The sequence below is a fragment of the Paenibacillus sp. FSL H7-0703 genome (assembly GCF_038003485.1).
GTDB lineage: Bacteria > Bacillota > Bacilli > Paenibacillales > Paenibacillaceae > Paenibacillus > Paenibacillus polymyxa_B.
Window position 1 is genome coordinate 3,098,979 of sequence record NZ_JBBOPF010000001.1, and the last position, 26,214, is coordinate 3,125,192.

Here is a 26,214-nt window from a genome sequence, read left to right on the forward strand (position 1 = left end):
TGGTTTTTTGTATATTCTACACACACCCTTAAATTTCCTTCTTTTATCTTAAAAGGAAATTCAGTGTCCAGTATGCTTTCATGGCCATTTTTAAATCTTATTCAACACAAAAAAGCGCCTATAGCGCTCCTTTCCACCCAAAAACAGGCAATAAAGACCACTAAGACGCTTTTTCTTAAAATGTTTACTTCGTTAAATCCTCTACAAACTTAGGTAGTACAAACGCCGCTTTGTGCAAACGCGGACTATAATATCGGGTTTCCATCTCTGGAATTCGGGTTTCGTCTACTTCGAGCGGATCATACTTCTTACTACCCAACGTGAATGTCCATAGACCACTCGGATAGGTTGGAATGTTCGCACCATATACACGCACAATCGGGAAAATTTCCTTCACATCCTTGTTGACCTTTTGAATCAGGTCTGCCTTGAACCAAGGATTATCCGTTTGCGCAACGAAAATGCCATCTTCCTTCAACGCTTCAAAAATACCTTGGTAAAACCCGCGCTCGAACAGAGGGGCTGCCGGACCTACCGGCTCCGTCGAATCGACCATAATGACGTCGTATTCATTTTTGTGTTCAATAATGTGCATATATCCGTCATTGACTAGCACTTCTACATTAGGCTCGTCCAGCTTCCCTGCGATTTCAGGCAAATATTTTTTGGAATATTCAATCACCTTACCGTCGATCTCAACCAATACCGCCTTTTCTACTTCAGGGTGCTTGATGACCTCACGAATAACGCCGCCATCGCCACCGCCCACAACCAAAACTTTTTTCGGATTCGGATGTGTATTCAAGGCCGGATGTGCTACCATTTCGTGATACACAAATTCATCTTTAACCGTTGTCATCACCATGCCATCCAGAACAAGCATATTGCCGAATTCCTCTGTCTCGATCATAGCCAGATCCTGAAAATCCGTTTTCTCAGAGACATAGGTTTGTTTGATTTTTGCTGTAATGCCGAAAGAGGGAGTCTGCTTCTCCGTAAACCACAAGTCCATCATTCCAACCTTCTTTCTGATCAAAGTATGTGTCCGGCAATCCGGTAGCATAAACGTTGACTTTCCTTATATCAGCAACACGCAAACGCCGAGTTTGCTATATTTATTGTACCAAACACATTGGAATTTCACACTTTTTGCATTATAAGTGATACCTGAATGGACTGCAAAAGCAATTTGAAGATTTAATCTTGTTTAAAGTAGATACGTATGTGCATCTGATGAATAGACGCTTTCGGATTGACTATACTGAGAACATCAACTATGGAAGGAGGTGGCATGATGACCGATACGACCGGGCGATCCCCCAAGCGTAAACCGCTTTGGCTTCGATGCTTTCAAGGAATGATGTCTCTCACTATTCTGACGGTCATCGCCGCCTGCATCCTGCTCGCCTATTTGTACACGACCAGCCTTCCGCTCGCCGATACGGATCGGAATTCACGTCTGCTTGATAGTCAGGGGCAAGTCATCGCCACTTTCTCTGCCGGAGGCAAGGAATCCATTCCGGTCCAGCTTGATCACATTTCACCCAATTTGATTGCAGCTACCCTGGCTGTGGAAGATCGGAAGTTTTACGATCATTTTGGTTTTGATTTCAAAGGTCTGGGCCGGGCGGTAATCGTTAATCTGACCCGCTGGGATATGTCGCAAGGGGCCAGCACGCTGACTCAGCAGCTTGCACGCAATCTGTACTTATCTCATGAGAAAACGTGGACGCGCAAAGCCAAGGAGGCCATTTATACCGCACAGCTTGAAATGAAGTACAACAAAAATGAGCTGCTGCAAATGTATTTGAACGAAATTTACTATGGTCACGGCGCCTATGGCATTGAAGCAGCTTCGCAAATGTATTTCGGTAAATCCGCAAAAGATCTGGATTTGGCCGAAAGCGCCCTGTTAGCAGGTATTCCGAAAGGACCGACCTACTATTCACCGTATAATCATATGAAAAATGCAAAGGATCGGCAGAAAATTGTACTGGACTCGATGGCGCTCACTGGCAAGATTACTCCGGCTGAAGCCACCAAGGCCTATGAGGAAATGCTGGCCCTGCGGCCCGAGAGCCAGCGCCGGACAGTGGAAGCCGCTCCCTGGTTCCGCGATTACGTTCGCCAGCTGGCTACTCATCAACTTGGGATTAGCGAAGGGGTGCTTGAGCATGGCGGCCTGAGCATTTATACCACGCTGGACATGCACATGCAGCAGGCAGCCGAGGCGGCTGTAAACGAAGGCATGAAGAACAGCAACGGACTGGAAACCGCGTTAATCTCCATGGACCCGCGCAACGGACATGTCAAGGCCATGGTCGGCGGAACGAACTATGTCGGAAATCAATATAATCATGCGCTGGCCACAACCCGGCAGCCGGGCTCAGCCTTCAAGCCGATTATGTATCTGAGCGCGCTGGATTCCGGCGAATTGACGAGTACGTCCAAGTTCGAAAGCCGACCGACGTTGTTCCACTACGATAACAACCGCAAGACCTATAAGCCCAAAAATTTTGGAGACAAATACTTGGGCGAAATAGATCTTCGGCGCGCAATTGCGGCGTCCGATAATATTTATGCCGTTAGCACCATTTTGAAGGTGGGAACGGACAAGGTCATGGATCTCGCCAGCAAAATGGGCATTACAAGCGAGCTCAAGCCCGTACCCTCGCTGGCGCTGGGCGTGTCGCCCGTCAGCCCGTTCGAGATGGCCTCCGCCTTCTCGGTCATCGGCAGCGGCGGGCAAAAGGTGGCTCCGGTGGCAGTGCTGCGCATCACCGATGCGGCCGGGCGGTCGCTGTACGAAGCGCCCCAAGCCGCGCCCGTGCAGGTGGTGAAGCCCGCCTCCGCCTATGTCCTTACACGCCTCATGGAAGGCGTGTTCGAAGAAGGCGGCACCGGCAACCGGGTCGCGAAGCTGATCAAGCGCCCGGTTGCTGGCAAGAGCGGCACGACCAACACCGATGCGTGGATGGTCGGCTTTACCCCCGAACTATCCACCGCTGTCTGGGTTGGCTATGACAAGGGCAAGGACATCAGCACACAGGATGCCCGACGGGCGGCTCCGATTTTTGCGCAATATACGGAGAAAGCGCTGGAGAATGTGCCGCCCAAAATCTTTCCTATCCCCGACGGCGTAGTCAGCGCTTATATTGATCCGGCCAGCGGCAAACTGGCTGCACCGGACAGCCCGGATAAGCGGCTGGAGGTATTTGTCAGCGGCACGGAGCCGAAGGAGACGCTGTCGGGGCAAGATAACCCACCGGCATCAACACCAACTGACCAAGCGGAGCGACAAGCCGAAAAGAAATCATGGTGGGGCAATTTTAAACGTTGGTGGATGGATTAATAGAAAAAAAGACTGGGGGAACGCGATGAGCGCTCTCTCAGTCTTTTAATTTTCGCTTCACTTACCTCATGTGCCCATTTACCTCTCTTGACAGTGCCATCAGCCATCATCCCGTTAAGCCCCGCTCTTCCCTAAAGCTGCGCTATTACCAATAACAGCTAAACGACTCAATACGGTTAGTGTCTACACCATAATAAAACCAAAAACGTCCACTCCACCGAAAACCCGCTACGGATGTCCTGCCTACAAAGACAGGGTACATCCAGAAACGCTCTCCATTCGTCAGCCATACAAACGTGTTGCGGAACAAACAACCGAAGATGGCTCCAGGGTCAACCGCATACGCCGAAACCAGCGGCTTCGGTGGCGTAAATTGCGGTGGTGGGGAAGTTGGTGCTTGAGTTTGCTGCCCACCTTGCGGACCGAATGGCCCCTGCGGCGGCGGTGAGAACGGCTGTGGCGAAAATGGTCCTGGGCCTGGTGGCGGACCTATCGGAGATGGGAAGGAATCCTGCATATCAGGAAACTGTGGAATCGAAGGACCTGACGGCGTGAAAGGACCCGGAGTACCCGGTTGCGTTCCGAAAGGAACTTGTGGCAGTAAAGACATGTGTTTCACTCCTTGTGTTCTAGGCTGATGTATCCTATGCGGGACATCAGCCCGCGGACTGGGCGAATCCCCATATCGCCGCCAAACTCCGCCATTTCGTCCTTTTACATCAAAAACTCTTATATCCCGACCCGATTAACTCCCTGTCCGAACATGCTCCAGCTCAATTTCATGCACCATTTTAATCTCGATTTTTTTCCTTAGCTCATCATACTGATCCAACAGTCGGTGCTCAACCCCCAACTGTTCGTTCATCCAGCCTACAATAGAGTCATCGTGATGCTCGTTAGACCAGCTAAACAAATCGCTATATAGCTGACCAAATGATTCCTCATTGCTGCGAGCGAACCGGATCGGTCGGGCTGTATAGCTTAGCTTGAGTTCCAACATCTCACATAGCACGTCCAAACGGTATTCCAGTGCCTGTACATCTTCTTTGGATGCATCGTTGCTTTTTATATCCTGAACAAGCTCCCTAAAGGTTAGCCCTACGTGCTGCATAGCAAAATAAGACCACACACAACTGCCTGTAGCCGTTCCATGAGCCTCCCAAAACGGATTCCACAGGATAGATCGAATCGTATCCTTCTGCCCTTCTCCAAACAATGCGATTCCAGCAATAATTCCTGCATTACAGTCTACGGAAGCATGTTGCTCTCCCCAATGTACCAATCGCGGAATCATATCTTCAGTCGTGCATTTGAAGCTTAACAGAGGTAAGAATTCATTAAACAAATTCTGATCCAGCGCTTTTTCCAATTCAGCCGCCAGTTTCTCACGATACGGTTCGCATGGAAGATGTACCAGTCCCAAACAGGCATCCACAGACACAGCTCCATACGGTCCGTTCACCAAAGCGACGAGATCAGCAGCAGCCTCCACATAACCCAAATAACCTAGCGCATACAGCACACCGTCAGGTATATGTTCTGGGGATGCCTGATTTCGGACGTAACGCTCGTACATATCCTGCGCCAAAGTAACATCCCCGCATCTCATGATCGGCTGAAGGAGCAACCCCCGGATATAATGATGGGGATCTTCTACAAAAAGCCTATATAACTCCCACGCATCCTCCACTGTCCCATATTGGGCAACCACATCCGTATAGGCAGAAATGATGCTGGCATCCAGCTTCTTAGCTGAGCCGAACATATCCATAAGTCTTGCTGTCGCGTCCATTATCCTGTCTTTCTCCTTTCACATGTGTACGTCTTCATGAAGCACTTCTCTAATGCTGAATATTTCTATTAAAAAAGAGGAAAGATGTTATCATCTACGATACAATCTAGGAGTTGGTCTCATGCATGATTCCAGTCCAAAAATCACAACATTTTTCATGTTCTCCGGTCAAGCAGAAGAAGCCATGCAATATTATACCTCTGTATTTAAGCCGTCTGGTATCATGAGCATTTTTCATCAGGAAGATGGGACCGTGTTACATGCCGTATTCAACCTCAAAGGGCAAACCTTTATGGCTATAGACTATAACCATCAGGACAAACACCCTTTTACCCCAGCTCTATCGCTATTCGTCACTTGTGAATCGGAAGAAGAAATTCATCGTGTGTTTGGTCAGCTATCTCAGGAAGGCCGAGTTCTAATGCCCCTTGAAGCCTCGCCCGTAAGCCAACAATTTGGCTGGGTTGAAGACAAATACGGTGTTTCATGGCAATTGAATTTGGCAAAAGACTAAATTTCTTCTCTAAACGATCCAGCAGACTCTACAAGTCTATAGAAAAACAATAGACCATGTTTCATCTTTTTTTGGTAATATTATGTTTAATAGGTGCCAGTAAAAGGATGTGTGTTTATTGTATAGTGCAAATTGTGAACAATGTTTTGGTTTATGCTGTGTAGCCTTGCCTTATGCAAAATCAGCTGATTTTGCTTTTAATAAGGATGGAGGAACTCCTTGTCAAAACCTAAATGCGGATTATCGTTGTGATATTCATAAGAATCTAAGAAACAACGGCTTGCGAGGCTGTACGGTATATGATTGCTTTGGAGCAGGTCAAAAAGTTTCCCAAGTTACATACAAGGGAAAAAGCTGGCGAGACGATCCGGCAATAGCTGAGGAAATGTTCAATATATTTCCCATCATGCAACAGCTTCATGAAATGCTTTATTACCTCAATGAAGCCCTTAACTTAAAAGAAACTCATCCCATCTATACAGACTTACAAAAAGCTATGGCGAAAACCGAGCAGCTTACGGATCAAGATCCAAAATCCCTCATAAATCTTCATGTACCAACCCATAGGGCGTTAGTCAATGATTTACTTTTACAAACAAGTGAGTTAGTACGAGAAAAAGTTAAGAAAAACGTGGAGCACAATAAATATAGTAAAAAAATCAGGAGTAGAGACCTTATCGGGGCCAATTTGAGAGGCGCTAATCTTAGAGGTACCAACCTGAGAGGAGTTTTACTTATTGCTGCTGATCTGCGAGAGGCTGATCTGAGAATGACAGACTTGATCGGTACGGATTTTAGAGATGCTGATTTAAGTGGGGCTAATCTGGAAGGAAGTATCTTTCTTACACAGGCGCAATTAAATTCGGCTAAGGGCAATTGTAAAACCAAACTGCCCCCTTCTCTAAGCATTCCCGGTCATTGGCTGCATTAGAGTTTATTCTATAGTACTCTCCAAGAAAATACGTAATTAAGTAATTAATATCTCAATTCCTTGATGATCATGTTCGGCAAGTTCATTCTGGCATTGCTTACCTACATGAAAAAGAAATAGACCGCCCCGATCCAAGGTAACGGTCTATTGTTGGACCCTACTGCCGACTGCTCTTTAAGCAGTGGCTGTATACTGGAGTCGTGTTAGCGCACGACTCCTTTACTATTCTTACCTCAGTATAGCTCATTTTATAACGTAAATACGTCTTTTATCTTCAAAAATTTTACTGATTACTCAGCTCTTTAATGTATATTTGGCAACAAAAAGTACCTTCCATTGGATCAGGTTCAAAAATCACGTCTTTATGACGCATCCAGATTTAAATCCCCTTATTCTCCTTCGTTAAAAAATTCCTTTAATCTCCGACTTAAAGCTGTATACTGCTCTGCATTGGTGTCCGAAAAAGCCTCCTCCCGGTTGGAGTATACATCCTGATACTGAGGAAGGCTTGAAAATTGCGACCTCGTAAAATCCATAATATCCTCACCAATGCGGTTGTAATAGTGCCAGCCACTATCCAGCCATGTCCTCAAAATATCTCCGCCAAGCCTGTCCTGAACGACAAGCGCTGTGACACCACATTGTCCAGCCGCAGGATTATTTGCTGTCCATTTAGAGCTAGACTCCAAAGACCAAGCTCGAAACAACGCCTTTTCTAATTCTAAAAAACGGTTTGCATTCAACATGCGCCTCCCCTTTCGATTCCATTCTGCACTTAATGAACGTGCTTTATTTATTTCAATCCGTATTCCACACTCTGTGAATCTTGGCTTCTGCTTCTTTCAGTTCTAGCAAATACACGTCGGGATTCGAAAGCTTTTTCCAGTCCTCAAACCCAAACTGCGGATCGTAATGTCGAATGAGAAGAGATAGTAAAGCTCCATGAGTTACAATGATAACCGTTTTTTCCGCCCGCTCTATAAGCTCCTGAACAAGCTGGATTCCTCGATCTACTGCTTCACGGGATGATTCCCCTCCCTCCAGCTTCAAGTCCTCGTCCAAATAGGTCTGTTCCAGCACGTCCAGCCAATGATCCAAATGCTCATGGCTAAGTACCCGTTCTTGAAGACGTACATCAGTATACACCTGCAACTGTTTCCGTTCAGCCAAGGGCTGAATGGTTCGCACGGCCCGTTTCCACGGGCTGGACACAATATATTCCACACCTACATTCTCCATAAAATCAACTAACTGCTCAGCTTGTCGGGTACCCTCATCGGTAAGTCGGGCATCTGGTTCCTGTCCTGTTGCTTGGGCATGTCTGACAAAATAAATTTTCTTCACGTCATCACTCCTAACTGTCACACAAATTTAAAATTCTACATATTTACAAATAATTATTTTTATGATATAATATAGGTTTACATATTTAGATTTCATGATACGATTCCTTTGTATTACATCAACTCTTATGGGAGGGATTCGATGCAATTAGACAAGGGAATACACATGCTCCAGGTTTCTGCTAACATTATGGGAAGTATAGAGAGTATTCACCCCACTTTAATGTGGGACGAAGATAACATGATTTTAGTCGATACGGCTTACCCCGGGCAACTCTCACTTTTGCATGAGGCTATTCTAGGCACCGGATTAGCAATCCATAAACTTACCTTCATATTAATAACACACCAGGATCTTGATCATATCGGCAGTTTAGCAGATATAATCCGGGCTTCTTCATCCCCAGTTCAAGTATTAGCCAGTTCTATCGAAAAGCCTTATATACAGGGAGAACAACAGCTTATAAAGCTGACTCCAGAAGCAATAGATCAAGCTGTAAGCGCCATGCCCGAATCCGTTCCGGTAGAGTGGAGACACGCATTCCGGCGTACACTTGAAAATCCCCCAAAGGCTATTGTAAACTCCACCATCGTTGCCGGAGAGGAATTACCCTTCTGTGGGGGGATCGTAGTTATAGATACTGCTGGACATACACCAGGACACCTAAGTTTCTATCATAAATCCAGTCAAACCCTGATTGCAGGAGATGCTCTACGCGTATTAAGCGGCAAATTATTGGCTCCAGACCCGCAATACTGCTGGGATTTCAATATGGCCAAAGAATCTCTTAAAAACCTGCTGCCATATGATATTAAAAAAGTGATTTGCTTTCATGGAGGGCTGTACGAAGGCAATTGTAATCAGCGGATATCTGAAATATGTGAATCCTAGCTTTTGATCACATGGTCATACCCGATCCTTGACCAGTCAGTGAATCATCTAAAGAAAAGACTAACCAGGAATTCCTGGTTAGTCTTTTCTGAATGAGAACTAAGCTTTTAAGTGAACTCTTAATACGGGGACTTCTGGAGAGGCAGATGTACCTTCCAAGATTTCCACATGACTGATCATCTCTTGCCCGTCTGGAACGATTACCGGAGTAATTACAGGCAAGCCACCCTGTTGAATCGCGTCTAGATCAAACTCCATCAGTAATTGCCCTGCTTTAATGTTATCTCCTGTTTGAACGTGAGGGTTAAACCCTTGTCCTTTGAGGGAAACTGTGTTAATCCCGACATGTATCAAAATCTGTACACCGGATTCATGCTCAATGATCAGAGCATGCTTACTTTTCTCCATCACGTGAACGACTTTACCCGTAAAAGGAGCAGTGACTTTACCTTCAGTCGGATGAATAGCGATGCCTTCCCCCATAGCCTTCGTAGAGAACGCAGGATCTGGAACCTCTTCAAGGGAAACCACTTTTCCTTTGATTGGTGCTACCATGTCGAATTGTTCAATACGAGGAGCCGCCTTCTTTTTCAACCATTTAAACATAACGATGCCACCTTATTTAGAGATTACATTCATAAACAGTGAATGGGACTTAGCTACACATTTTTCAAGGAACCGGTTCCACAAAATAAATAAAAAGAAAAGTGGAAGCGATTTCTATCTGAATTATAGTGAATGCCTGTTCAGGATGTCAAGGTGCTACCATCGTAAAATAACCCGGCTAAGATAATGTCTATCTTAGTCGGGTCATTTGTTACCACAATTACGCATTTAAGTATTTTCACTCTTAAAAGCGATTGTTCTATGGTATACTTTGCTAGTACAACATACGGCTAAAAGAGCGGTCGGCTAGTCTCCCCGAAGGGAGGTGATGCCCTTGGAGGTTAAAGACGCGATTTCCTTGATGATCATGTTTGGCATGTTCATTCTGGCATTGCTTACCTACGTGAAAAAGAAATAGACCGCTCTGACTAAGGAATACGGTCTATATCCGACCTTATCTTACCTGGCCGACTGCTCTTTATGCAGTTGTTATATGCTGGAGCCGTGTTGACGCACGACTCCTTTACTATTCTTACCTCAGTATAGCTCATTTTATAACGTAAATACAGTTTTTTTCTTCAAATATTTTACTGATTTCCTCTGCTATTTTACTTGTCCGGTACATATTCTATGAGGTCTTAAAGCTTACAACTAAAGGTAACACAAAGCTTAAATAGAGGTTCTAATTTGGTTGCTTCTCATAGGAAAAAGCACCTTTAGTATAACTCATTGTAAGTTCAAAACTCTTTAACACCCTTCGCAATAAAAAAAGCAGCCCACAGATGTGGCTGCTTTTTTACAATATTATTACTGTGTTAAGGTTGGGCCTACCCTTCCAGCGCCTGCTTCAATTCCTCAGGCGAAGCGTCCCACCATTCCTCGTTATGAGAAATCAGCAGACTTTTAAGTGCTGCCTTATCCTCACTTCCGAGATCCTCCAGCATGAAACGACGCTTGAGCGCATAATCCATACGATTGACGTGATCGGCGAGGATTTTCCAGCCGCGTTTGGCTTCGTCGTCAATCAGCATCTCGCAGGCGGTGGCACCGCCGTACATACGCCCTTCGGGCGTACGATCCACGGCTACCCATACGAGCCATACTTGGCGTCCGTTCGGTACATCCTCTTTATTCGTAGAGAACTTGATACCACGTTCTACTTTACTTTTGGCATGCATGGCACCGATATCAATTTTCGCCTCTCCTCGGTCAATGATAACGGGAGACATGCTGTTCAGGTCGATTGAGCCTGCGCCGAAACCCTTATGTTTACTCTTGCCACTGACAATGTTCAGTGCAATCTGTTTTTTGCCGTCCGGCTGATTTTCACTCATGCGTCACTAGACCTCCATTTTCCGTCTTCACACTCATTCTACACTATAAATATTTTAACTAATAATCTCCTGAAAGCAAACATATACATGCTGTAGATGCTTGTCAACGGGAGGTATCCATTGTATGACCCCAGCACGCACTAAAATCGTTTTATTGTCTACACTAGCCCTCGGTCTCCTCGCAGGGACGTTATGGTTTGCCTGGCAACCCCAATCGCAATCCGACCCACAGTCCATAGGCCAACCACTATACGGCTCCCTGTCTGAGTCTGCGCTTGCCCCAAATATGGGCAAGCCTCTAGGGGCAAACATCCTGCCTGACCTGCCCAAGAACCTTCCACAGCCCGCTACAGAAATCCTCAGCAAACGGGTGGTAGAGTACCACATTGATGTGTCTCTGGAAAAAGGACAGGTTTTGCGAGGCACTGAGACACTGACCTGGAAGCATCCGGGCAAGAAAACCGTGAATGATCTGTATCTTCATCTATACCCGAATGCTTTCTCTTCCATGGAAACTACCTTTATGAAGGAATCCGGTGGAAAGCTGCGCGGAGATACCATGCCCAAAGACGGCTTTGGCTCCATGACGCTGACTGAACTAAAAACAGAAGACGGTTTATCTCTCATGCACCGCATCCAATATGTGCAGCCAGATGACGGTAACGCAGGCGACCGTTCGCTCGTGAAGGTGCGTCTACCCAAGCCGGTACGAGGTGGCGAAGAAATCACATTATATATGAAGTTTGAGGTAAAACTGCCCGCCATCTTCGCTCGTATGGGTGCGACAGATGATTTTGTAATGGCAGGGCAGTGGTTCCCGAAGCTCAGCGTCTACGAGACTGCAGGACAGCGTGGACGCGCCGAGGAGGGCTGGAACCTCCACCAGTATCATGGTAACTCCGAGTTTTATGCCGATTTTGGAATTTACAGCGTACGGATTCGGGTGCCTGAAACTCATATCGTAGCAGCGACCGGATTTCCCACCCGTGGTGCCGTCCGACAGAACGGCCAAAAAATATATCAATTTTATGCCGATGATGTACACGATTTTGCCTGGTCCGCTTCACCCAACTTTGTAACCGTAGAAGAACCCTTTTCTTCTGCTGAAGTCCCTGGTGTCAAAATCAAGCTCTACCTTGACCCGTCGCACAAGGAGCTCAAAGGGCGCTATATGAGCGCAGCGAAGGCCGCCCTTTCGTACTACAGCAAATGGTACGGGCCTTATCCATATTCCACCCTATCCATCGTGGTTCCACCCAAATCAGGCAATGGAGCCGGCGGTATGGAGTATCCGACACTCATCACGGCCGCTGCTGCGGGTAATCTGAATCCTGGCTATAGTCTGGAACGGACATTAGTTCATGAGATTGGACATCAATATTTCTACGGAATGGTAGCCAATAATGAATTTGAGGAGCCGTGGCTGGATGAAGGCTTCACCTCCTATGCAGAGGAGCGGCTTATGGAGCAAGAATATGGGCTTACCCCTAACTTGCCATTACAATCGGGACAGGTAGCCTCCCCACAGCCGCTAAACCGTGAGTCATGGAAGTACGGCTCAGCTGCTGAGTACGCGCAAAATGCCTACTCTCGAGGCAAGCTGGTCCTACGGGGCATTGAACGTCAGGTGGGTATGAAAAAAATGGATCGCATTATGCGGACCTACGTCCAGACGTACCGATTTAAGCATCCGTCCTCAATGGATTTTCAACGTATCGTGGAGAGAGTCACCGGACGCTCATGGAGCCACTATTTTGAACAGTATGTATATGACGGCCAGATGGCGGACTTTTCAGTGGATCACATCACAAACCACAAGCTGGAGAATGGATATGAAGCAGTCGTGACGGTCAGCAAAAAAGGGGCGGATTATCCCAAGATCCCTGTCCAATTTACCTTCAAGGATGGTACCACGATATTCAAGGCTTGGGACGGCGCGGGCAAAAGCACAACTTTTCGGATCAAAAGTACTTCTCCCGTTTCCTATGTAACCCTTGATCCCTTATATACCATTGCACTGGAGAACAAGCATATTAACAATAGCCTAAAAGCCGAATTGGACGAAAAGCAACAAACCCGTTGGAGTGTAAGTGTAACCAAGCTGTTGGAGACACTGCTTGGAAGTCTGTCATGGTGAGGTGTCTATAGATGCGGACTGTTATAAAAGAGGGCTGGGCGCTGGTGCGCATACGATTCTATATCGTTATCATTTTATTTCTGTATCGACTACTGTGGGGGGTGTTTATCTATCGGCTGGTGCAGTCTGCCGTTATCCCGCTATTGCTCCGTTATCCTGATCAGGGTCAAAACGAGCTGGGACAGACCTTATTTTGGATGGAGAGTCAGATTGCTCTGATGGACAGCCGGGAAGTACATGTGTATTTGTGGATACTACTAGGGGCGACTGTACTACGCATACTGATCACTCCCTTCATTAGAGCCGGAATATATCAAAGTCTGCATACCGATGCGACTGAACCGCAAAGCCTGTCCTTTTTCAAGGGTATGAAACGCCATGGCATGTCGTCGCTGTTGTATTACACCATCGAGTTGGGACTGCTGCTGCTTCCCGCCTTTTGGGTAGTACCGAGACTCTACCCTATTGTAGCAGGAGCACTTCAATCTTCCTCTTATCTGCTGCATTTATTGCCCTATGTCATTGGATGGATGGCATACGGATGGTTCATTCGGCAGTGCATCCTGTATATGCAACTGGGTACTGTCGGTGGTCACGCCATACTATCGTCCCTGCTCGCCTTCTTTCGCCGGCTCCTCCCAGCTGTCGGTATATCCCTTTTGCTCGGTGCTTGTGTGCTGCTGGTCTTCGGTCTATTTGGCACCGTGGCGATGATTTGGACTGGCATGCTGGCGCTCATTCTCCAGCAATCGTATCATTTTGTTACTAGTCTGGTCAGGCTGTGGCATATCAGTTCGCAGTACAGACTATGGCATACCGATATCTCTAGTAGAAGCTAAGCCCTGCCTTTATGTTTTTTACTTCATTTCCGTCTGTCGAAAAACCTTGATTCATACTCGCGCAAACGACACATAACTGAATACTGTTAACAAGATCTGTTCCTGGGACATTAGGAGCAGATTTTTTTTGTAACTTTTTGCAATGAAACATTTGCCAAAGCCAGCCGTCTTTGTTACAATAATCGCAGTGAACTGATAGTAACAACTTTGTAATCTTTATTGTAACCTTTATCTCAAAAATAACGTTATTGTGAATACTGCTCTCCAAGGTGCACATCTTAAGTTAAGCCTAATTCCTGGCACCTAGGAAGCGGGGGAACCAGTTTGGGTGAATTGATCTCGCAACAGAGTGGTCATAGGGGAACCTTCTACCGAATCCTTAAGCTAACCTCGCAGGCATTGGAAGGGGTATATTTTTTTTGAAGAAGAAGCTAACGATCGCAGCTATGGGTCTTGCCATTGCCTTTACATCTTTTACATTCGGTGGCGGCAGTGCATATGCAGACTCTAAGATGGACCAGGTCATTCAAGATGCCAAAGGAACGAACTACAGAAGCGGAGGCACTACACTCGAGGGATTCGATTGCTCCGGCTTCACAATGTACGTATACAACAAACTGGGAATTAAACTTCCGCATCAATCCGGATCACAATTCAAAATGGGATCTTCTGTATCCCGCGATGAAATGAGACCTGGGGACCTGGTGTTCTTCAACACCACAGGAAGAGGCATTTCCCATGTAGGTATCTTCGTAGGTGAAGGGAAATTTGCCCACTCCTCGACTTCACGTGGTGTAGTAGTTAGCTCACTGAACGAAAATTATTACGCTAACCGCTATGTCGGTGCAAAAAGAATTATGAGCACAGACGCTTACCATTCTGTAGCTTCAGACATTCCTGATGACGATAACGTAGAATAACTAACGCACAGCAAGCTAACCCTAGCCGCAATTTGATTCTGGCCGGAATCGAATTGCGGTTTTTTATGTCCACAACATCAGCAATTATTATCTTTACTGACGAACTGAGACCTCAAAAGGTTTCAATTGTAGCGAACATCGTCGGTTTTACCGTCACCGCTGGGGGAGCATATGAGCAGTAATTCCTTCTTATTGAATGTATACCCGACTTAGGTATGAAATAAACACGCTTGCCATTCCTCTGCAACTTGTCTACAATCTGTTGTTAATGATTGAAGTACCTGTGTAAAAGGAGGATGGAACACATGCCGGCCTCAATATCCAACTATCGGATCGTACCGATGGACGAGCATCAAGCGGCTGCAATTTGTGAGTGGCACTATGATCCACCTTATAACATATACGGTTGGCTCCCCTGGGAACAAATGAAGGCGCTTGAAGTCGAATTCGGAAGTCCCACGCTTCGCCAAGAGCAATATGTTGCCGTACTGGATAAAGAGAACAAACTGACGGGATTTGCTCAATATTTTCCTATGATCGGTGTGACCCGGCTAGGTCTTGGAATGCATCCTGACAGATGCGGACATGGCAAAGGCTCTGATTTTGTCCGTGCCATTGCAGAGGAAGCTCAACGACGCAACCCGAAGAATGAAATTGATCTAGAGGTGCTCACTTGGAATGGGCGCGCTATCCGGGCCTACAAGGCGGCTGGATTTGAGCTTACAGATACCTATGAACGCCAGACTCCTGATGGCAAAAAACCATTTTATTGTATGGTATATCGTCCCGAGCACCCAACCCAGATTCTATGATAAAAGCGCCTTCGGCATACAACCACGATGTTGTATAGCGAAGGCGCTTTTATCATCATACGACAGATCATTACAAGCTCAATGACTGCTGCGCATTTTTTCAAAAGCTTCATTATATTGTTGGGCTTCCTTAATATCCACGGCCATAATACCGCCGTCGTCCCAAGAGGTCAAACGCAGAGTCACGGTCTTATAATCAATCGTAATAAATGGATGATGATTGAATGCTTCAGATATAGCGGCAACTTCATCCACGAATGCAATCCCTTTCATAAAACTGGAAAAATTATATTTTCGAACGATCCAACGTCCTTCCTCCAGTTCCCAGCCCTCCAGTTTCTCCAGATGTGCTTCAATCTCTTCTTGTGTAAAAGGCATGTTACGAACTCCTCCCCGTTTATACGGAAGCCTTTCGACCGCTTAAATACGGCCAAAACTACGATATATTGGTGTACATATTACCACGGCCCCGTTGATAAATCCATAAGACGGACCTCAAATCAAAGGGACTGACATCAGCTCCTCGTCCCCAATAAGTACATAGATGCGATGCTGCTCCGGCTCATAGATCACAACGCTACTCCCTACAGTGATTGTGGGCTCTGTACCCAGTGCATAAAATAAGTCTTCTGCCAAAGCTTCATTGACTTCCTGACGTCCCGCCGGGTCCAGCCTGTCCCAATCTTCTGCTTCCATCTCAAAAAATTCATAGCTATCTGGGATGCGCCCCACAGCCTCTGTAAAATCGTTCAAAATTTGTTCATACTCACGCCCATGCTTTACTCCCATGCCATTTCCTCCAATGGTTCCGCCATTCAATACATAATCACCTTATTATACCGGAAATTCGCACTTAACAAAAAAGAGAGTTTTGTCGATAAATACTATAATCCGTCTTGTAATGACGCGCTTGGGGCAAGGACGACCCCGGCGGCATGAAAGGATTCAAAATCTATTCTCATGGATGAGGTGTATCATGCAAATTTCAACCATTATCGGACTTGTGCTCGGGATTGTGTCACTGGTCGTCGGGATGATCTTAAAAGGCGCTCCGGTCGTCAATTTGGTCAATAATCCCGCTGCTTACATGATTATTTTCGTCGGAACGGCAGCGAGTATATTTATGGCCTTCCCGATGGCAGAAATCAAACGGATTCCGAAGCTGTTCAAGGTTATTTTCACCGAACAAAAACTGTTAGACCGCAAAGAGCTCATCGGTACGTTTACCGAGTGGGCATCCATTACCCGTCGTGAAGGTCTGCTCGCCTTGGAGTCTAAGGTAGAGGAAATCGACGATCCCTTTATGCGTGGCGGCATGCGAATGATTATTGACGGCAATGATCAGGAATTCGTACGGGACGTTCTGATGGAGGATATCAATGCTACCGAGGATCGACATCGCTCTGGCGCACTGATCTTCTCCCAAGCCGGTATGTACGCTCCAACGCTCGGGGTACTCGGTGCCGTTGTAGGTCTGATCGCCGCTCTGGCTGACCTTAGTGATATGGAAAAGCTCTCTCACGCCATTGCAGCAGCCTTCATTGCGACGTTGCTCGGTATTTTTACAGGTTATGTTCTGTGGCATCCGATGTCCAACAAGCTGAAACGGTTATCCAAAAAAGAAGTGGAGCTTAAATTAATGATGGTCGAAGGTCTGCTTTCCATTCAATCGGGGATATCGACAATTGCCATCAGTCAGAAACTGACGATCTTCCTGACTCCGACCGAACGGGCTACGATGACCCAGAAGGATGGCGATTCCAGTGAGTAAAAAGAGACATGAACCGCATGAAGAGCATGCTGACGAAAGCTGGCTGTTGCCATATTCCGACTTAATGACCCTTCTGTTGGCTCTTTTCATTGTCTTATTCGGTATGAGCTCGCTCGACGCCAAAAAATTTGAAACTATGGCTCAATCCCTGAGTTCAGCTTTTAGTGGCGGCACTGGCGTGCTGGATCACTCGGCCGCGAATCCGTCGTCACAATCCATGGATATGGGCAAAAATAAAGAACAAGTATCACAACCCTTAAAATCGAAGGCTACTTCTACCTCTGAACTGCAAAAACAGCTTGCCCAGCGGGAAGAAGAAGATTTAAAAAAGCTTAAAAAACAGATGGATCAATATATTCAAAATAACGGCCTGACCCCGTTGCTGAATACCAAGCTAAACCAATCCCAGCTAATGATCACCATTAGCGATAATGCCTTGTTTTCATCCGGGCAAGCCGAAGTAAAGCCGGAAGCAAGAAAGCTGGCCAAGTCTATTTCTAGTATGCTTCAGCAGTTCCCTGGCTATGATGTTATCGTATCGGGTCATACGGATAATGTACCGATCTCCAACAGCCAGTTCCCGTCCAACTTTGATTTGAGCGCCAAGCGCTCTCTGAATTTCTTGCGTATCTTGTTGCTCAATCCAGATCTCGATCCAACCAAGTTTGTATCCATCGGTTATGGCGAGTATCGTCCATTGGCAAGCAATCAAGATGGCCAAGGACGCTCCAAAAACCGTCGTGTTGAAATATCTGTTCTCCGCAAATATCAGAACGGGACACAAGTCATCAGTCCTACCTCAAGCTCGAATGAAGGTTGATTATGCATATGTTATATGAACAAAGGCACCGCCGCATTTTTATGCAGCTGGTGCCTCTTTGTTTAGTGCTTCCTATAATCTGGACTTTCATATACGAGGATCATACGCTGTAGGCTATACAAAGCCCCTCTGGCACTAGCTAAGCGTATAATCGAGCATCTGGCCAAGCTCCTGCTTCTCAGCCTCTGTCAGGTCACGCCAGGCACCTTTCTGAAGGGACCCCAACCGAATATTCATGATTCGCAGCCGTTGCAGTTTTTTAACTTCATAACCGAAGGCAGCACACATACGCCGGATCTGACGATTTTTGCCTTCAGTCAGGATAATACGGAATACATACTCAGATACACGCGTCACCTCACAAGGTAGCGTCCGCTGGCCGAGTATTTTCACCCCGCTGGACATGCCCTGCACAAAAGACGGTATAACAGGGCGATCCACCGTTACGATATATTCTTTCTCATGCTTGCCTTCTGCCCGTAAAATCTTATTTACAATGTCCCCATCATTGGTAAGTAAAATGAGACCTTCCGAATCCTTATCCAGGCGTCCAATCGGGAATATCCGCTGTGGGTGCCCCACAAAATCAACAACATTGCCTCTAATATGGCTCTCGGTTGTACTTGTAATGCCCACCGGCTTGTTCAATGCAATGTAGACGTGATCGGACTTCTCGCGCAGTGGCTTGCCATTCACGCGAACATCATCGCCTTCTTCCGCTTGACTACCCAGCACAGCCACTTCGCCGTTAATCGTCACGCGGCCGCTCTCTACCAGCTTGTCCGCCTCGCGGCGCGAGCAAAAACCGGTTTCGCTGATAAACTTGTTAATGCGCAACCTGTGTACCCTCCATTTCTACTAACACACTTCCTCCTGCGCCCAACCCGTTACTCCGGCTTGGCAATCGGAAGCTGCACCAGGGCTGTCGTTCCCTCTCCCTCTGTGCTTTCAATATCCAGTGTGCCTTTATGACTCTGTATAATACGCTGACTGACCATAAGTCCTAGTCCTGTTCCTGTTTCTTTGTTTGTGAAAAAAGGTTCTCCTAGCTTGGACAGCATTTCTGCGGGAATACCCGCTCCCTGATCCCGTATAGAGATTTTAACGCTTTCTCCCTCCAAGAACAAATGAATCGTGATGATACCACCTTTACTCATAGCCTCCATGCTATTTTTAAGTAAATTAATGAATACCTGTTTTAACTGATTTTCTTCAGCGTATACCAGGGCAGGCTCGTCCGTGACCTGAAGATTGAATACAATGCCCAGCAGGTGCGCCTGACTATCTAGTAAAGAAATCACGTCGCTCACAATATAGCGAACATCCTTTTTCTGAAAATGCACTGCCTGTGGCTTCGCCAGTATTAAAAACTCGCTAACGATCAAATTAATGCGATCCAGCTCAGACATCATAATATCGTTGTGTTTCATATTCAACACTTGATTTTGCTGCTGTAGTTGGAGAAAGCCTCGTAGCGTAGTTAGCGGATTACGAATCTCATGCGCTACGCCTGCCGCCAATTGTCCGACGGTTGTCAGTTTCTCTGATCTGCGCAACAACTCCTCCATTCGGTTGCGACCCGTAATATCACGCGACACGCAGATAAACCCCAAAATTTGGCCTTCTTCATCCAGAATAGGTGACGTGCTCATACTGATCTCTACTGTACTTCCATCCTTACGCATTCTAAGGGTCTCACTTGATACGATGCTCTCTCCCTGAAGCAGGCTCTTCTTCTGAAATTCATACTCCTCCTGTTGCTGCGGAGGTACAAACTCCAGCTTACGACCAACCAATTCCTTCTTGGTCCAGCCGTACAAAGCTTCGAAGGCATGATTGACCCGAACGACGCGATCCTCCTCGTCGGTTACATGAATCGCATCCGCTGTCTGATTAATAACCGATTCCAGATGCTCCTTTACAGAACGGTTCTCTTCATACATCTGTTCCAGTCTTCTCGTGTACATCCCTAGGTTGTAGGCCATCGCATTGATGCGTTCACCCAACTGTGCAAGCTCATGACCACCTTTTATTTCTAGCCGTGTATCAAAATGACCATCAGCCATCTCATTCACTTTCCCCAGAATCGACTGAATTGGGCGGACAAACAGACTTGCCAGCACATAGCTTCCAATGATTACAACCTCCAAAAGGACAATAGAAATAGCAATTAAGCTTATCAATTGCTTGGAAATAACAGAAGTAATCGTATCATAATTCATAACAATACGGATAACATAGGCTTCGCGGTTAGCCGGGTAAAAAGGTATGTAACTGACGAGAACCCGTTCGCCTTTGATATAGCAGTCTTGTACAATACTCTCCCCGGAGAGGATAGCTCTGGACACGGCCAAACGATCTTCCTGCACCCTCGTTAGTTGATACGTGCCAAATTGGATCGGTTTATTGTACATATAATAGTATTTCGAATCGTTCCCGTTCTTGTCCATCGAAGCGCCACCAAAGGTTGCAGGGTTAATTCCTGTAATCTCCATGATGCGATAATCCACTTGTTGGGTTTGCTTTACGATCTCATCTGGGCTCAGGATGGTTATGAAATCTTGCACTGAAGTATCCTGAAAGGAAATTCGAATTAAATAGTTACGTTTTTGGTCATAATAAAATCCCCATTTGTTAATCTGTGAGGAGCCTGAACCGGTGTAGTCAAATGATCCGGTCCAAAAATGATCCAGTTTCTGACCTTGCGCCATTGCAGCCTGTCCGTGCTCATATAATTGGTCAACTGCATTTTTCCAATACCCTGTCAATGGATCAGATGGCGTTACTTCTTTTGGATCCGAGGATTTAACAACCTTATACCCCTGCCCATCTCGAATCATCAAAGAAATATTAGTATCTCTGTGGAGTGAGGCCACCTTTTGAAGCTGTTCCTGCTGAATATTTCGAATGTCAGGACCTAGCTGATTAGCAGCCAACGTGGCAGAAAGCCACAGATTATATCCGAGCTGCTTGTCAACGGCCTCCCAGCTATGTTGGGTTTGTTCGATAGCTCCCCCGATAATTTTAGCCGTCAGAACCATTTTAGTTTCACTGTCACTTCTTAGATTTTCGTGGGTCGTGTAATAATTGAGGGCGATGTTTAATAAAAGGATAAACAGGACGGACCCCGACAAAATGATCGTTATTCTGATTTTTATCGACACACTGATTTCTCACCTCTTGCCGTATGCTGGCGATTACTGGCAATTGCTAACTCAATGATACCGTAATAGCGCCTGTGATACCAGCATTTACATTTACCGGATATACATAAATACACACCTTGTGTACAGTATTGTCAATAGACAAGGGTTTGCCTACAATATAAGAAGATAATCATCCACAAGTAGTCCACAAATACACAGATTTTATTATAAACTGTGGATAAACCTGTGGACAAGTGCCGTGTTATCCACAATTTTATTCACATCATGTTAACAACGGAATATTTGTTCGTTGGATAATTCCGCGTTTTGAAAGGAGCATTTTCCCAGTGACCACCATGGATCACGCCTATTGGATGAAAGAAGCCATTCAGGAAGCGTATAAGGCAGAAATGTTAGGTGAAGTCCCCATCGGGGCTGTCATCGTAAAAGATAATGAAATCATCGGTCGCGGCTACAATTTGCGCGAGACGGATGCTGACCCAACCGCACATGCAGAGATGGTTGCCATTCGTCAGGCCAGTGAACACTTAGGTGCTTGGCGCCTGCTGGATTGTAGGCTGTATGTCACTTTGGAGCCGTGTCCAATGTGCGCCGGAGCCATTGTTCAATCACGGGTTCCCCATTTGATATACGGAACTACAGATCCCAAGGCAGGCTGCGCAGGCACGCTGATGAATTTATTACAGGAGCCTCGGTTCAATCATTGTACAGAAGTAACCAGTGGTGTACTGCAGGAGGAATGCGCCTCGCTGTTAACGAACTTTTTTCGGCATCTCCGGCAAAAAAGAGCGGCAGCCAGATTGTCTCCTCCCCCATCCTCATCCTGAGGGGGAAAAGTCCAAAACACTTCATCTCATTGCTAATTCCCCATGGAAGGAGACCAACCCATGCCTATGAGCTTGTATAATACGCCTCAAGGTATCTTTTTACGGCCATTTAACTTAGCGGATAGTGAAGCCCTTCTCGCCCTTAGGCAACGTAATAGGGATTCCCATGCGCCTTATGAGCCGCTTTACGAGGATTCATTTTTCACATTAGAGAAACAGCAGGATTATATCCGTCAGAAATTGCGTCAGGCCGAAGAGGATCAAGGTTACGTGTTTGGTATCTTTCTCTTAAAGGAAGAACGGCTCATCGGTTATATCTCTATTTCCAATCTGGTGCGTGGAGTTGGACAATTCGCTGATATCGGCTACATGATGGATCATCATGAACAGGGTAAAGGGCATATGACCGCAGCCTTAAAGTTGATCATACAATATGCCTTTCGTGCCTTATCTCTACATCGTCTCCAAGCGGGTACCCTTTTGCATAATGATCGCTCACAACGTGTATTAAAAAAGTGCGGCTTCCAGCCAGAAGGCATTGCTCGCAAGCTTGTACAGATTCAGGGCGCATGGCAGGATCACCAGATGTTTGGACTTTTAGCTGAGGATGACGTGTGGCAGAGCTAAATGACTGCACAGGGACAACATTAACAGTAAACAAAAAACCGCCCGGCTTATGCCGAGCGGTTTTCTTACATCATATTCGAAAAAAATGATGTTTTGCAATCATGTCATCCCATACTTACGGAGCAACAGTTTGCATTTTTTGTTGCAGCTGTTCCATAGTCAGGACTTGATCACCTGTTGGAATACCCACTTTAAATGCTGCTTTAGCATTGATTTTGCTGTATTGCGTGTAGCCTGTTACGGACAATTTTACATTGTCTTTTGTAGCCGGATCATTCATCTCTACATTCGCATTCAGGTCTTGATACACAGGAATGTTATCCTTGTTCAAAGCTGTGTTAATGTCAAACTGTTTCACTGTCAAGTAATTTTTCAACTCATCCAGCTTTTTGCTAACTTCGCTGGTGTTGGATTGCAATTCTTTCTTCGCTTCAGCCAGTTCTTCTTTCTTCACTTGAAGCATGCCAGCATATTCATCTTTAGACATCACATCAAGGACTTTAGGAAGCGCCTTAGTGATAAATGTATTGGTAGCTTGCTTCACATTGTCGTTCGTAATTTTGAATTGAACGACTTGTTTAGCTTCAACGCCTTGTGGCAATTTAGCGTCTTTAGGATCAATATCAAAGAAGTACGTAGCTTGATCATACTCGTTCATAATAGCAGCAATCACTTCATTCGCAAATTTCTGCGATTTTTCCTGATCCATGGCTGCAGGATTAAATTCTTGTCCTGATTGTTTAGCCAGTTCTTGTGGATCAATGACCAGGAATTTACCTACAACATCCTGTGGAAGTGGGTAAAATGGAATATTAGGAATTTTAACGTACAGTTTATCTTTAGTCATTACCATTGGAATCGTGAAGCTGGTGGAAAGATCACCTTTCAAATGAATGCCGAGCGTCATTTCAGATTGGAAAGGTTCTTTTTGGTATACACCATCCAGCGTAATATCAGCATTTTTCAGCATGCTAGTTACCATTGCACTTTGCTCACTTGGAACAGAAGCGGATGTAATGGTCAGTTCCTTAATCGTGAATTGACTTTTGGATTCATAAGAGTTCAACTTCATTGCATTTGCAGTACCAGTCGTAACAGCTTCCTTCGGTTCTAACTTCTTGCTACAACCTACCAGGGCTACCGTCAAAAGCAACACCATAGTGAGTACCAAGACGGATAACTTTTTACTCATTGTGTAGATTCTCTCCTCTCGTAATTAACCCCTTTTTTATGCTAACAAAAAAATACACACCTCCTATTTTAACTCATATTCTCAACCGGCGAAACACTTATTGGAAAATTTTCTTACAATAAGCACAAAGACACCCTGGCTCTCTTACCAGGGTGTCTTACACTATGCAATATATTTTAGGAGAAAGGTCTGCCTGCTTATGAGCCTTCTCTGTTATGATGATCCACGTGATTCCGCTGTTTCACCTTCTTGGAACCGGATAACGGCTCCTGCTGATGACTACGCTCCCGCTTTTCGTTACTTCCACCAGAATCCTGTGCTTCGGGGACAGGAATGGCTTTAGGCTTGCCCATTTATGCATCCTCCATTCTCAGTCTATATTTGTGGTACATCAACGAATCCGTTTATTACCATTTAAAATAGGACTATAGATGGTGTAGATCTTCCGTTTTATCGTGATTTAGTGAATCCTGATGACGGCGATCATTACGATCCTGCTGCACTTGCTGTGCCTGATGACTATTAACTGGGCGTTGCTCCAAATCATCAACAATGTTAGACAGGTTTTTATCCAGACCGTTTTTGGCTTTTGTCATGTAGTCTTCCTCCTCATTCCTTCATGACCTACGAGTGCGTCAATGACTGTAATGTTTGGGCACATTGGTGAATATGCCGAGTATAATCGGACACTAACTGCTGAATGATATCTGTTCGTTCATCCACAGACTGTCCGTCCCGTTCTACATCGACTAAAGTAACCTGTACTTCCCGGGAGTCTACATAAGTACATGCAAAATCAAAGGAGTACATTTGTCGGCCTTCTACCTCGATATGGATCCGTATAGCCCGGTTGTCAGCTTCATCTGCCTGTACCTGTGATTTGTCCCCTGAATTCAAAAGAATCGGCAGTTGTTCCTGCCAGGCCTCTACCAGCTTTTGCTGATCTACTGTCATTTCTCGATTCATGCCAGCACCTCCACATCTGATAACGTGTGAAAAAAACAGGCTTTTTATACAACAAAAAAGCCATTCTTCACGATTCCTGATCATTAGTATATAAAACCTAATGTACCAGCTAGTCGTATTTGAATGGCTTGGTTTATTTTAGAATATGACGGAGAGGATGGGATTCGAACCCATGTGGGCTTGCACTCTAACGGTTTTCAAGACCGTTACTACCTATGAAAAGCCGCCGAGCCTTGGTATGACTGGGTTTGTGAAGTCTAATGCAAGAACCGCTACAACTGCTGGCCTGTCTGCAACGCTGCCGTGTCCTCCTTTCCATTATCTGGAGGAAACCAGGTGCACGGAGCTGCCCCGATAGCTCATTTTTATTGCACCAAAACTATAATAACTGATTGAGCTTGCTTTCAGGCTCTTCACCATTTTCTACACGTTTTATATTATTTATAAAGAAATCATATCTTTTTTTATGAAATTTTCGACCATCAGGCATTCCTGCTGTATGGGGAGTAAGTATCACATTACCCAGATTCCGGAGCTCACTGTCAATAGGAAGCGGTTCAGATTCAAACACATCCAGGCATGCGCCTGAAATATCCCCGTTTTTTAATGCATCAATCAAGTCTCTTTCGTTGACAATCCCGCCGCGGGCTGTATTGATAAAAAGAGCGGTATTCTTCATTTTCTTGAATGCCGCTTTGTTGATCAGTTGTTTGGTTTGCTGATTCAAGGGTACATGTACACTGACTATATCCGATGTGCTTACAAGAGTATCGAAATCCGTCATTCTCACAAAACCGTCAGATTGTACAAGAGCATTTCTCGCATAAGCCAGCACATTCATATCAAAAACCCTGCAAAATGCAGCTACTTTTTTTCCGATAGCGCCCAAACCGATAATCCCCATCGTTTTGCCTTTTAATTCACTCCCTGTATAGTCCAATTGATTTTCATCCATCCTGTTTTTCATGAAAGTATCAAGAAACGGTATGTTTTTATAATAAGACAATATCAGTGCCATTACGTGCTCGGCCACTGCCTGTGCATTCACTCCTGCAGCATTGGCCACCCAAATGCCGAGCTGTGTACAGGCAGGGACATCTACATTATCAAATCCTGCACCCGTCTGTACCAATCTTAATTTTTTCGCAATAGAAAGCAGGCTGTGATCCACTTTAATATGTTCAGGGATGATTACCTGGCAATCTTCAATATGATGCAGCATTTCTTTTCCGGGCGGGACAATTACAACATTCCATTCTTGAGGAAAATACCTTACAATATTTGATTTCGAGGTCTCGCTAAAATAGCCAACTATGAGAATCTTCATTGCTAAACCACCTTTCATTACCTATACCATTCTTCCAAGAAAACC

30 protein-coding genes and 1 riboswitch are annotated in these 26,214 nt (G+C 45.6%); of the genes, 14 read left to right on the forward strand and 16 right to left on the reverse strand.

The genetic code is table 11. From position 1 onward, the window contains the following. Positions 1-184 precede the first annotated feature (184 nt). Entirely contained in the window at positions 185-1,012 is an 828-nt protein-coding gene (gene speE / locus MHB46_RS13645; RefSeq protein ID WP_341163741.1) for a polyamine aminopropyltransferase, read from the reverse strand. A gap of 282 nt (positions 1,013-1,294) precedes the next feature. Between speE and MHB46_RS13650 the strand changes: the two genes are divergently transcribed. Next, positions 1,295-3,352, forward strand: coding sequence for a transglycosylase domain-containing protein (locus tag MHB46_RS13650; RefSeq protein WP_341163742.1), 2,058 nt, complete (start codon positions 1,295-1,297; stop codon positions 3,350-3,352). Between the two features lie 145 nt (positions 3,353-3,497). Here MHB46_RS13650 and MHB46_RS13655 read toward each other — a convergent pair whose 3' ends face one another. Both MHB46_RS13655 and MHB46_RS13660 read right to left on the reverse strand, forming a co-directional pair. Beyond that, complete coding sequence (locus MHB46_RS13655) at positions 3,498-3,962, reverse strand: hypothetical protein (protein ID WP_028542587.1); 465 nt, start codon at positions 3,960-3,962, stop codon at positions 3,498-3,500. Between the two features lie 135 nt (positions 3,963-4,097). After that, the gene (locus MHB46_RS13660; RefSeq protein ID WP_341163743.1) at positions 4,098-5,147 is read right to left on the reverse strand and encodes a hypothetical protein; all 1,050 of its coding nucleotides are present in this window, start codon (positions 5,145-5,147) and stop codon (positions 4,098-4,100) included. A gap of 118 nt (positions 5,148-5,265) precedes the next feature. Between MHB46_RS13660 and MHB46_RS13665 the strand changes: the two genes are divergently transcribed. The 3 genes from MHB46_RS13665 to MHB46_RS26225 all read left to right on the forward strand — a co-directional run bounded on the left by MHB46_RS13665 (position 5,266) and on the right by MHB46_RS26225 (position 6,709). Then, positions 5,266-5,658, forward strand: coding sequence for a VOC family protein (locus tag MHB46_RS13665; RefSeq protein ID WP_165179787.1), 393 nt, complete (start codon positions 5,266-5,268; stop codon positions 5,656-5,658). Positions 5,659-5,776: 118 nt separating this feature from the next. Continuing rightward, a complete protein-coding gene (locus tag MHB46_RS13670) occupies positions 5,777-6,589 on the forward strand; it encodes a pentapeptide repeat-containing protein (protein ID WP_341162599.1) in 813 nt (270 codons plus the stop codon). A 60-nt stretch (positions 6,590-6,649) separates the two neighbouring features. Next, a complete protein-coding gene (locus MHB46_RS26225) occupies positions 6,650-6,709 on the forward strand; it encodes a putative holin-like toxin (protein ID WP_445667611.1) in 60 nt (19 codons plus the stop codon). Positions 6,710-6,978: 269 nt separating this feature from the next. On the opposite strand, the gene MHB46_RS13675 is transcribed toward MHB46_RS26225, so the two are convergent. Continuing rightward, positions 6,979-7,332 (reverse strand): YunG family protein, encoded by a 354-nt coding sequence (locus MHB46_RS13675; RefSeq protein WP_165179802.1) that lies wholly within the window; start codon positions 7,330-7,332, stop codon positions 6,979-6,981. A 55-nt stretch (positions 7,333-7,387) separates the two neighbouring features. After that, the gene (locus MHB46_RS13680) at positions 7,388-7,933 is read right to left on the reverse strand and encodes a histidine phosphatase family protein (RefSeq protein ID WP_341162600.1); all 546 of its coding nucleotides are present in this window, start codon (positions 7,931-7,933) and stop codon (positions 7,388-7,390) included. 141 nt (positions 7,934-8,074) lie between these two features. On the opposite strand from MHB46_RS13680, the gene MHB46_RS13685 reads away from it, so the two are divergent. Beyond that, positions 8,075-8,824, forward strand: a complete 750-nt coding sequence (locus MHB46_RS13685; protein ID WP_341162601.1) for an MBL fold metallo-hydrolase — start codon at positions 8,075-8,077, stop codon at positions 8,822-8,824. A gap of 99 nt (positions 8,825-8,923) precedes the next feature. Here the strand turns inward: MHB46_RS13685 and MHB46_RS13690 are convergent, their stop codons facing one another. Continuing rightward, the gene (locus MHB46_RS13690) at positions 8,924-9,430 is read right to left on the reverse strand and encodes a PTS sugar transporter subunit IIA (RefSeq protein ID WP_165179784.1); all 507 of its coding nucleotides are present in this window, start codon (positions 9,428-9,430) and stop codon (positions 8,924-8,926) included. A 328-nt stretch (positions 9,431-9,758) separates the two neighbouring features. On the opposite strand from MHB46_RS13690, the gene MHB46_RS13695 reads away from it, so the two are divergent. Then, entirely contained in the window at positions 9,759-9,848 is a 90-nt protein-coding gene (locus MHB46_RS13695; RefSeq protein WP_341162602.1) for a putative holin-like toxin, read from the forward strand. 409 nt (positions 9,849-10,257) lie between these two features. Here the strand turns inward: MHB46_RS13695 and MHB46_RS13700 are convergent, their stop codons facing one another. Then, positions 10,258-10,764, reverse strand: coding sequence for a YwhD family protein (locus tag MHB46_RS13700; RefSeq protein ID WP_010346553.1), 507 nt, complete (start codon positions 10,762-10,764; stop codon positions 10,258-10,260). Between the two features lie 124 nt (positions 10,765-10,888). Here MHB46_RS13700 and MHB46_RS13705 point away from each other — a divergent pair, with 124 nt between their 5' ends. From MHB46_RS13705 to MHB46_RS13720, 4 genes are all read left to right on the forward strand, one after another. Then, positions 10,889-12,901 (forward strand): M1 family metallopeptidase, encoded by a 2,013-nt coding sequence (locus MHB46_RS13705; protein ID WP_341162603.1) that lies wholly within the window; start codon positions 10,889-10,891, stop codon positions 12,899-12,901. An 11-nt stretch (positions 12,902-12,912) separates the two neighbouring features. Then, positions 12,913-13,740, forward strand: a complete 828-nt coding sequence (locus MHB46_RS13710; protein WP_341162604.1) for a hypothetical protein — start codon at positions 12,913-12,915, stop codon at positions 13,738-13,740. Between the two features lie 276 nt (positions 13,741-14,016). Continuing rightward, a riboswitch (cyclic di-AMP (ydaO/yuaA leader) is annotated at positions 14,017-14,154 on the forward strand. A 5-nt stretch (positions 14,155-14,159) separates the two neighbouring features. Further along, positions 14,160-14,660 carry a C40 family peptidase gene (locus MHB46_RS13715; protein ID WP_061831815.1) on the forward strand — a complete coding sequence of 167 codons (501 nt, stop codon included), beginning with the start codon at positions 14,160-14,162 and terminating at the stop codon, positions 14,658-14,660. 305 nt (positions 14,661-14,965) lie between these two features. After that, complete coding sequence (locus MHB46_RS13720; protein WP_061831816.1) at positions 14,966-15,472, forward strand: GNAT family N-acetyltransferase; 507 nt, start codon at positions 14,966-14,968, stop codon at positions 15,470-15,472. A 78-nt stretch (positions 15,473-15,550) separates the two neighbouring features. Here the strand turns inward: MHB46_RS13720 and MHB46_RS13725 are convergent, their stop codons facing one another. Together MHB46_RS13725 and MHB46_RS13730 are read right to left on the reverse strand one after the other, a co-directional pair. Next, entirely contained in the window at positions 15,551-15,850 is a 300-nt protein-coding gene (locus MHB46_RS13725; protein ID WP_007428083.1) for a 4a-hydroxytetrahydrobiopterin dehydratase, read from the reverse strand. A gap of 117 nt (positions 15,851-15,967) precedes the next feature. Continuing rightward, positions 15,968-16,261, reverse strand: a complete 294-nt coding sequence (locus MHB46_RS13730; RefSeq protein ID WP_341162605.1) for a hypothetical protein — start codon at positions 16,259-16,261, stop codon at positions 15,968-15,970. 187 nt (positions 16,262-16,448) lie between these two features. Here MHB46_RS13730 and motA point away from each other — a divergent pair, with 187 nt between their 5' ends. Both motA and motB read left to right on the forward strand, forming a co-directional pair. Continuing rightward, the gene (gene motA / locus MHB46_RS13735; protein WP_025723780.1) at positions 16,449-17,243 is read left to right on the forward strand and encodes a flagellar motor stator protein MotA; all 795 of its coding nucleotides are present in this window, start codon (positions 16,449-16,451) and stop codon (positions 17,241-17,243) included. Further along, on the forward strand, positions 17,236-18,063 hold the full coding sequence (motB, locus tag MHB46_RS13740) for a flagellar motor protein MotB (RefSeq protein ID WP_165179779.1): 828 nt from the start codon (positions 17,236-17,238) through the stop codon (positions 18,061-18,063). The genes motA and motB overlap by 8 nt, the downstream gene beginning before the upstream one ends. Positions 18,064-18,198: 135 nt before the next feature. Here motB and rluF read toward each other — a convergent pair whose 3' ends face one another. After that, positions 18,199-18,900: a 23S rRNA pseudouridine(2604) synthase RluF gene (rluF, locus tag MHB46_RS13745; protein ID WP_069290781.1), complete on the reverse strand. Its 702-nt coding sequence runs from the start codon at positions 18,898-18,900 to the stop codon at positions 18,199-18,201. 50 nt (positions 18,901-18,950) lie between these two features. After that, positions 18,951-21,227, reverse strand: a complete 2,277-nt coding sequence (locus MHB46_RS13750; protein ID WP_061831821.1) for a PAS domain S-box protein — start codon at positions 21,225-21,227, stop codon at positions 18,951-18,953. Between the two features lie 329 nt (positions 21,228-21,556). On the opposite strand from MHB46_RS13750, the gene tadA reads away from it, so the two are divergent. Together tadA and MHB46_RS13760 are read left to right on the forward strand one after the other, a co-directional pair. Then, positions 21,557-22,057 carry a tRNA adenosine(34) deaminase TadA gene (tadA, locus tag MHB46_RS13755; RefSeq protein ID WP_061831822.1) on the forward strand — a complete coding sequence of 167 codons (501 nt, stop codon included), beginning with the start codon at positions 21,557-21,559 and terminating at the stop codon, positions 22,055-22,057. A gap of 60 nt (positions 22,058-22,117) precedes the next feature. After that, positions 22,118-22,684 carry a GNAT family N-acetyltransferase gene (locus tag MHB46_RS13760; RefSeq protein WP_165179777.1) on the forward strand — a complete coding sequence of 189 codons (567 nt, stop codon included), beginning with the start codon at positions 22,118-22,120 and terminating at the stop codon, positions 22,682-22,684. Positions 22,685-22,799: 115 nt separating this feature from the next. Here the strand turns inward: MHB46_RS13760 and MHB46_RS13765 are convergent, their stop codons facing one another. The 5 genes from MHB46_RS13765 to MHB46_RS13785 all read right to left on the reverse strand — a co-directional run bounded on the left by MHB46_RS13765 (position 22,800) and on the right by MHB46_RS13785 (position 26,169). Then, positions 22,800-23,876 (reverse strand): hypothetical protein, encoded by a 1,077-nt coding sequence (locus MHB46_RS13765; protein WP_165179776.1) that lies wholly within the window; start codon positions 23,874-23,876, stop codon positions 22,800-22,802. 197 nt (positions 23,877-24,073) lie between these two features. Next, positions 24,074-24,229 carry a small acid-soluble spore protein P gene (locus tag MHB46_RS13770; protein ID WP_029514956.1) on the reverse strand — a complete coding sequence of 52 codons (156 nt, stop codon included), beginning with the start codon at positions 24,227-24,229 and terminating at the stop codon, positions 24,074-24,076. 72 nt (positions 24,230-24,301) lie between these two features. Next, positions 24,302-24,472, reverse strand: coding sequence for a hypothetical protein (locus MHB46_RS13775; protein WP_007428073.1), 171 nt, complete (start codon positions 24,470-24,472; stop codon positions 24,302-24,304). Between the two features lie 28 nt (positions 24,473-24,500). Next, the gene (locus tag MHB46_RS13780) at positions 24,501-24,842 is read right to left on the reverse strand and encodes a hypothetical protein (protein WP_061831825.1); all 342 of its coding nucleotides are present in this window, start codon (positions 24,840-24,842) and stop codon (positions 24,501-24,503) included. Positions 24,843-25,221: 379 nt separating this feature from the next. Further along, the gene (locus tag MHB46_RS13785) at positions 25,222-26,169 is read right to left on the reverse strand and encodes an NAD(P)-dependent oxidoreductase (RefSeq protein WP_341162606.1); all 948 of its coding nucleotides are present in this window, start codon (positions 26,167-26,169) and stop codon (positions 25,222-25,224) included. Positions 26,170-26,214: the final 45 nt, after the last annotated feature.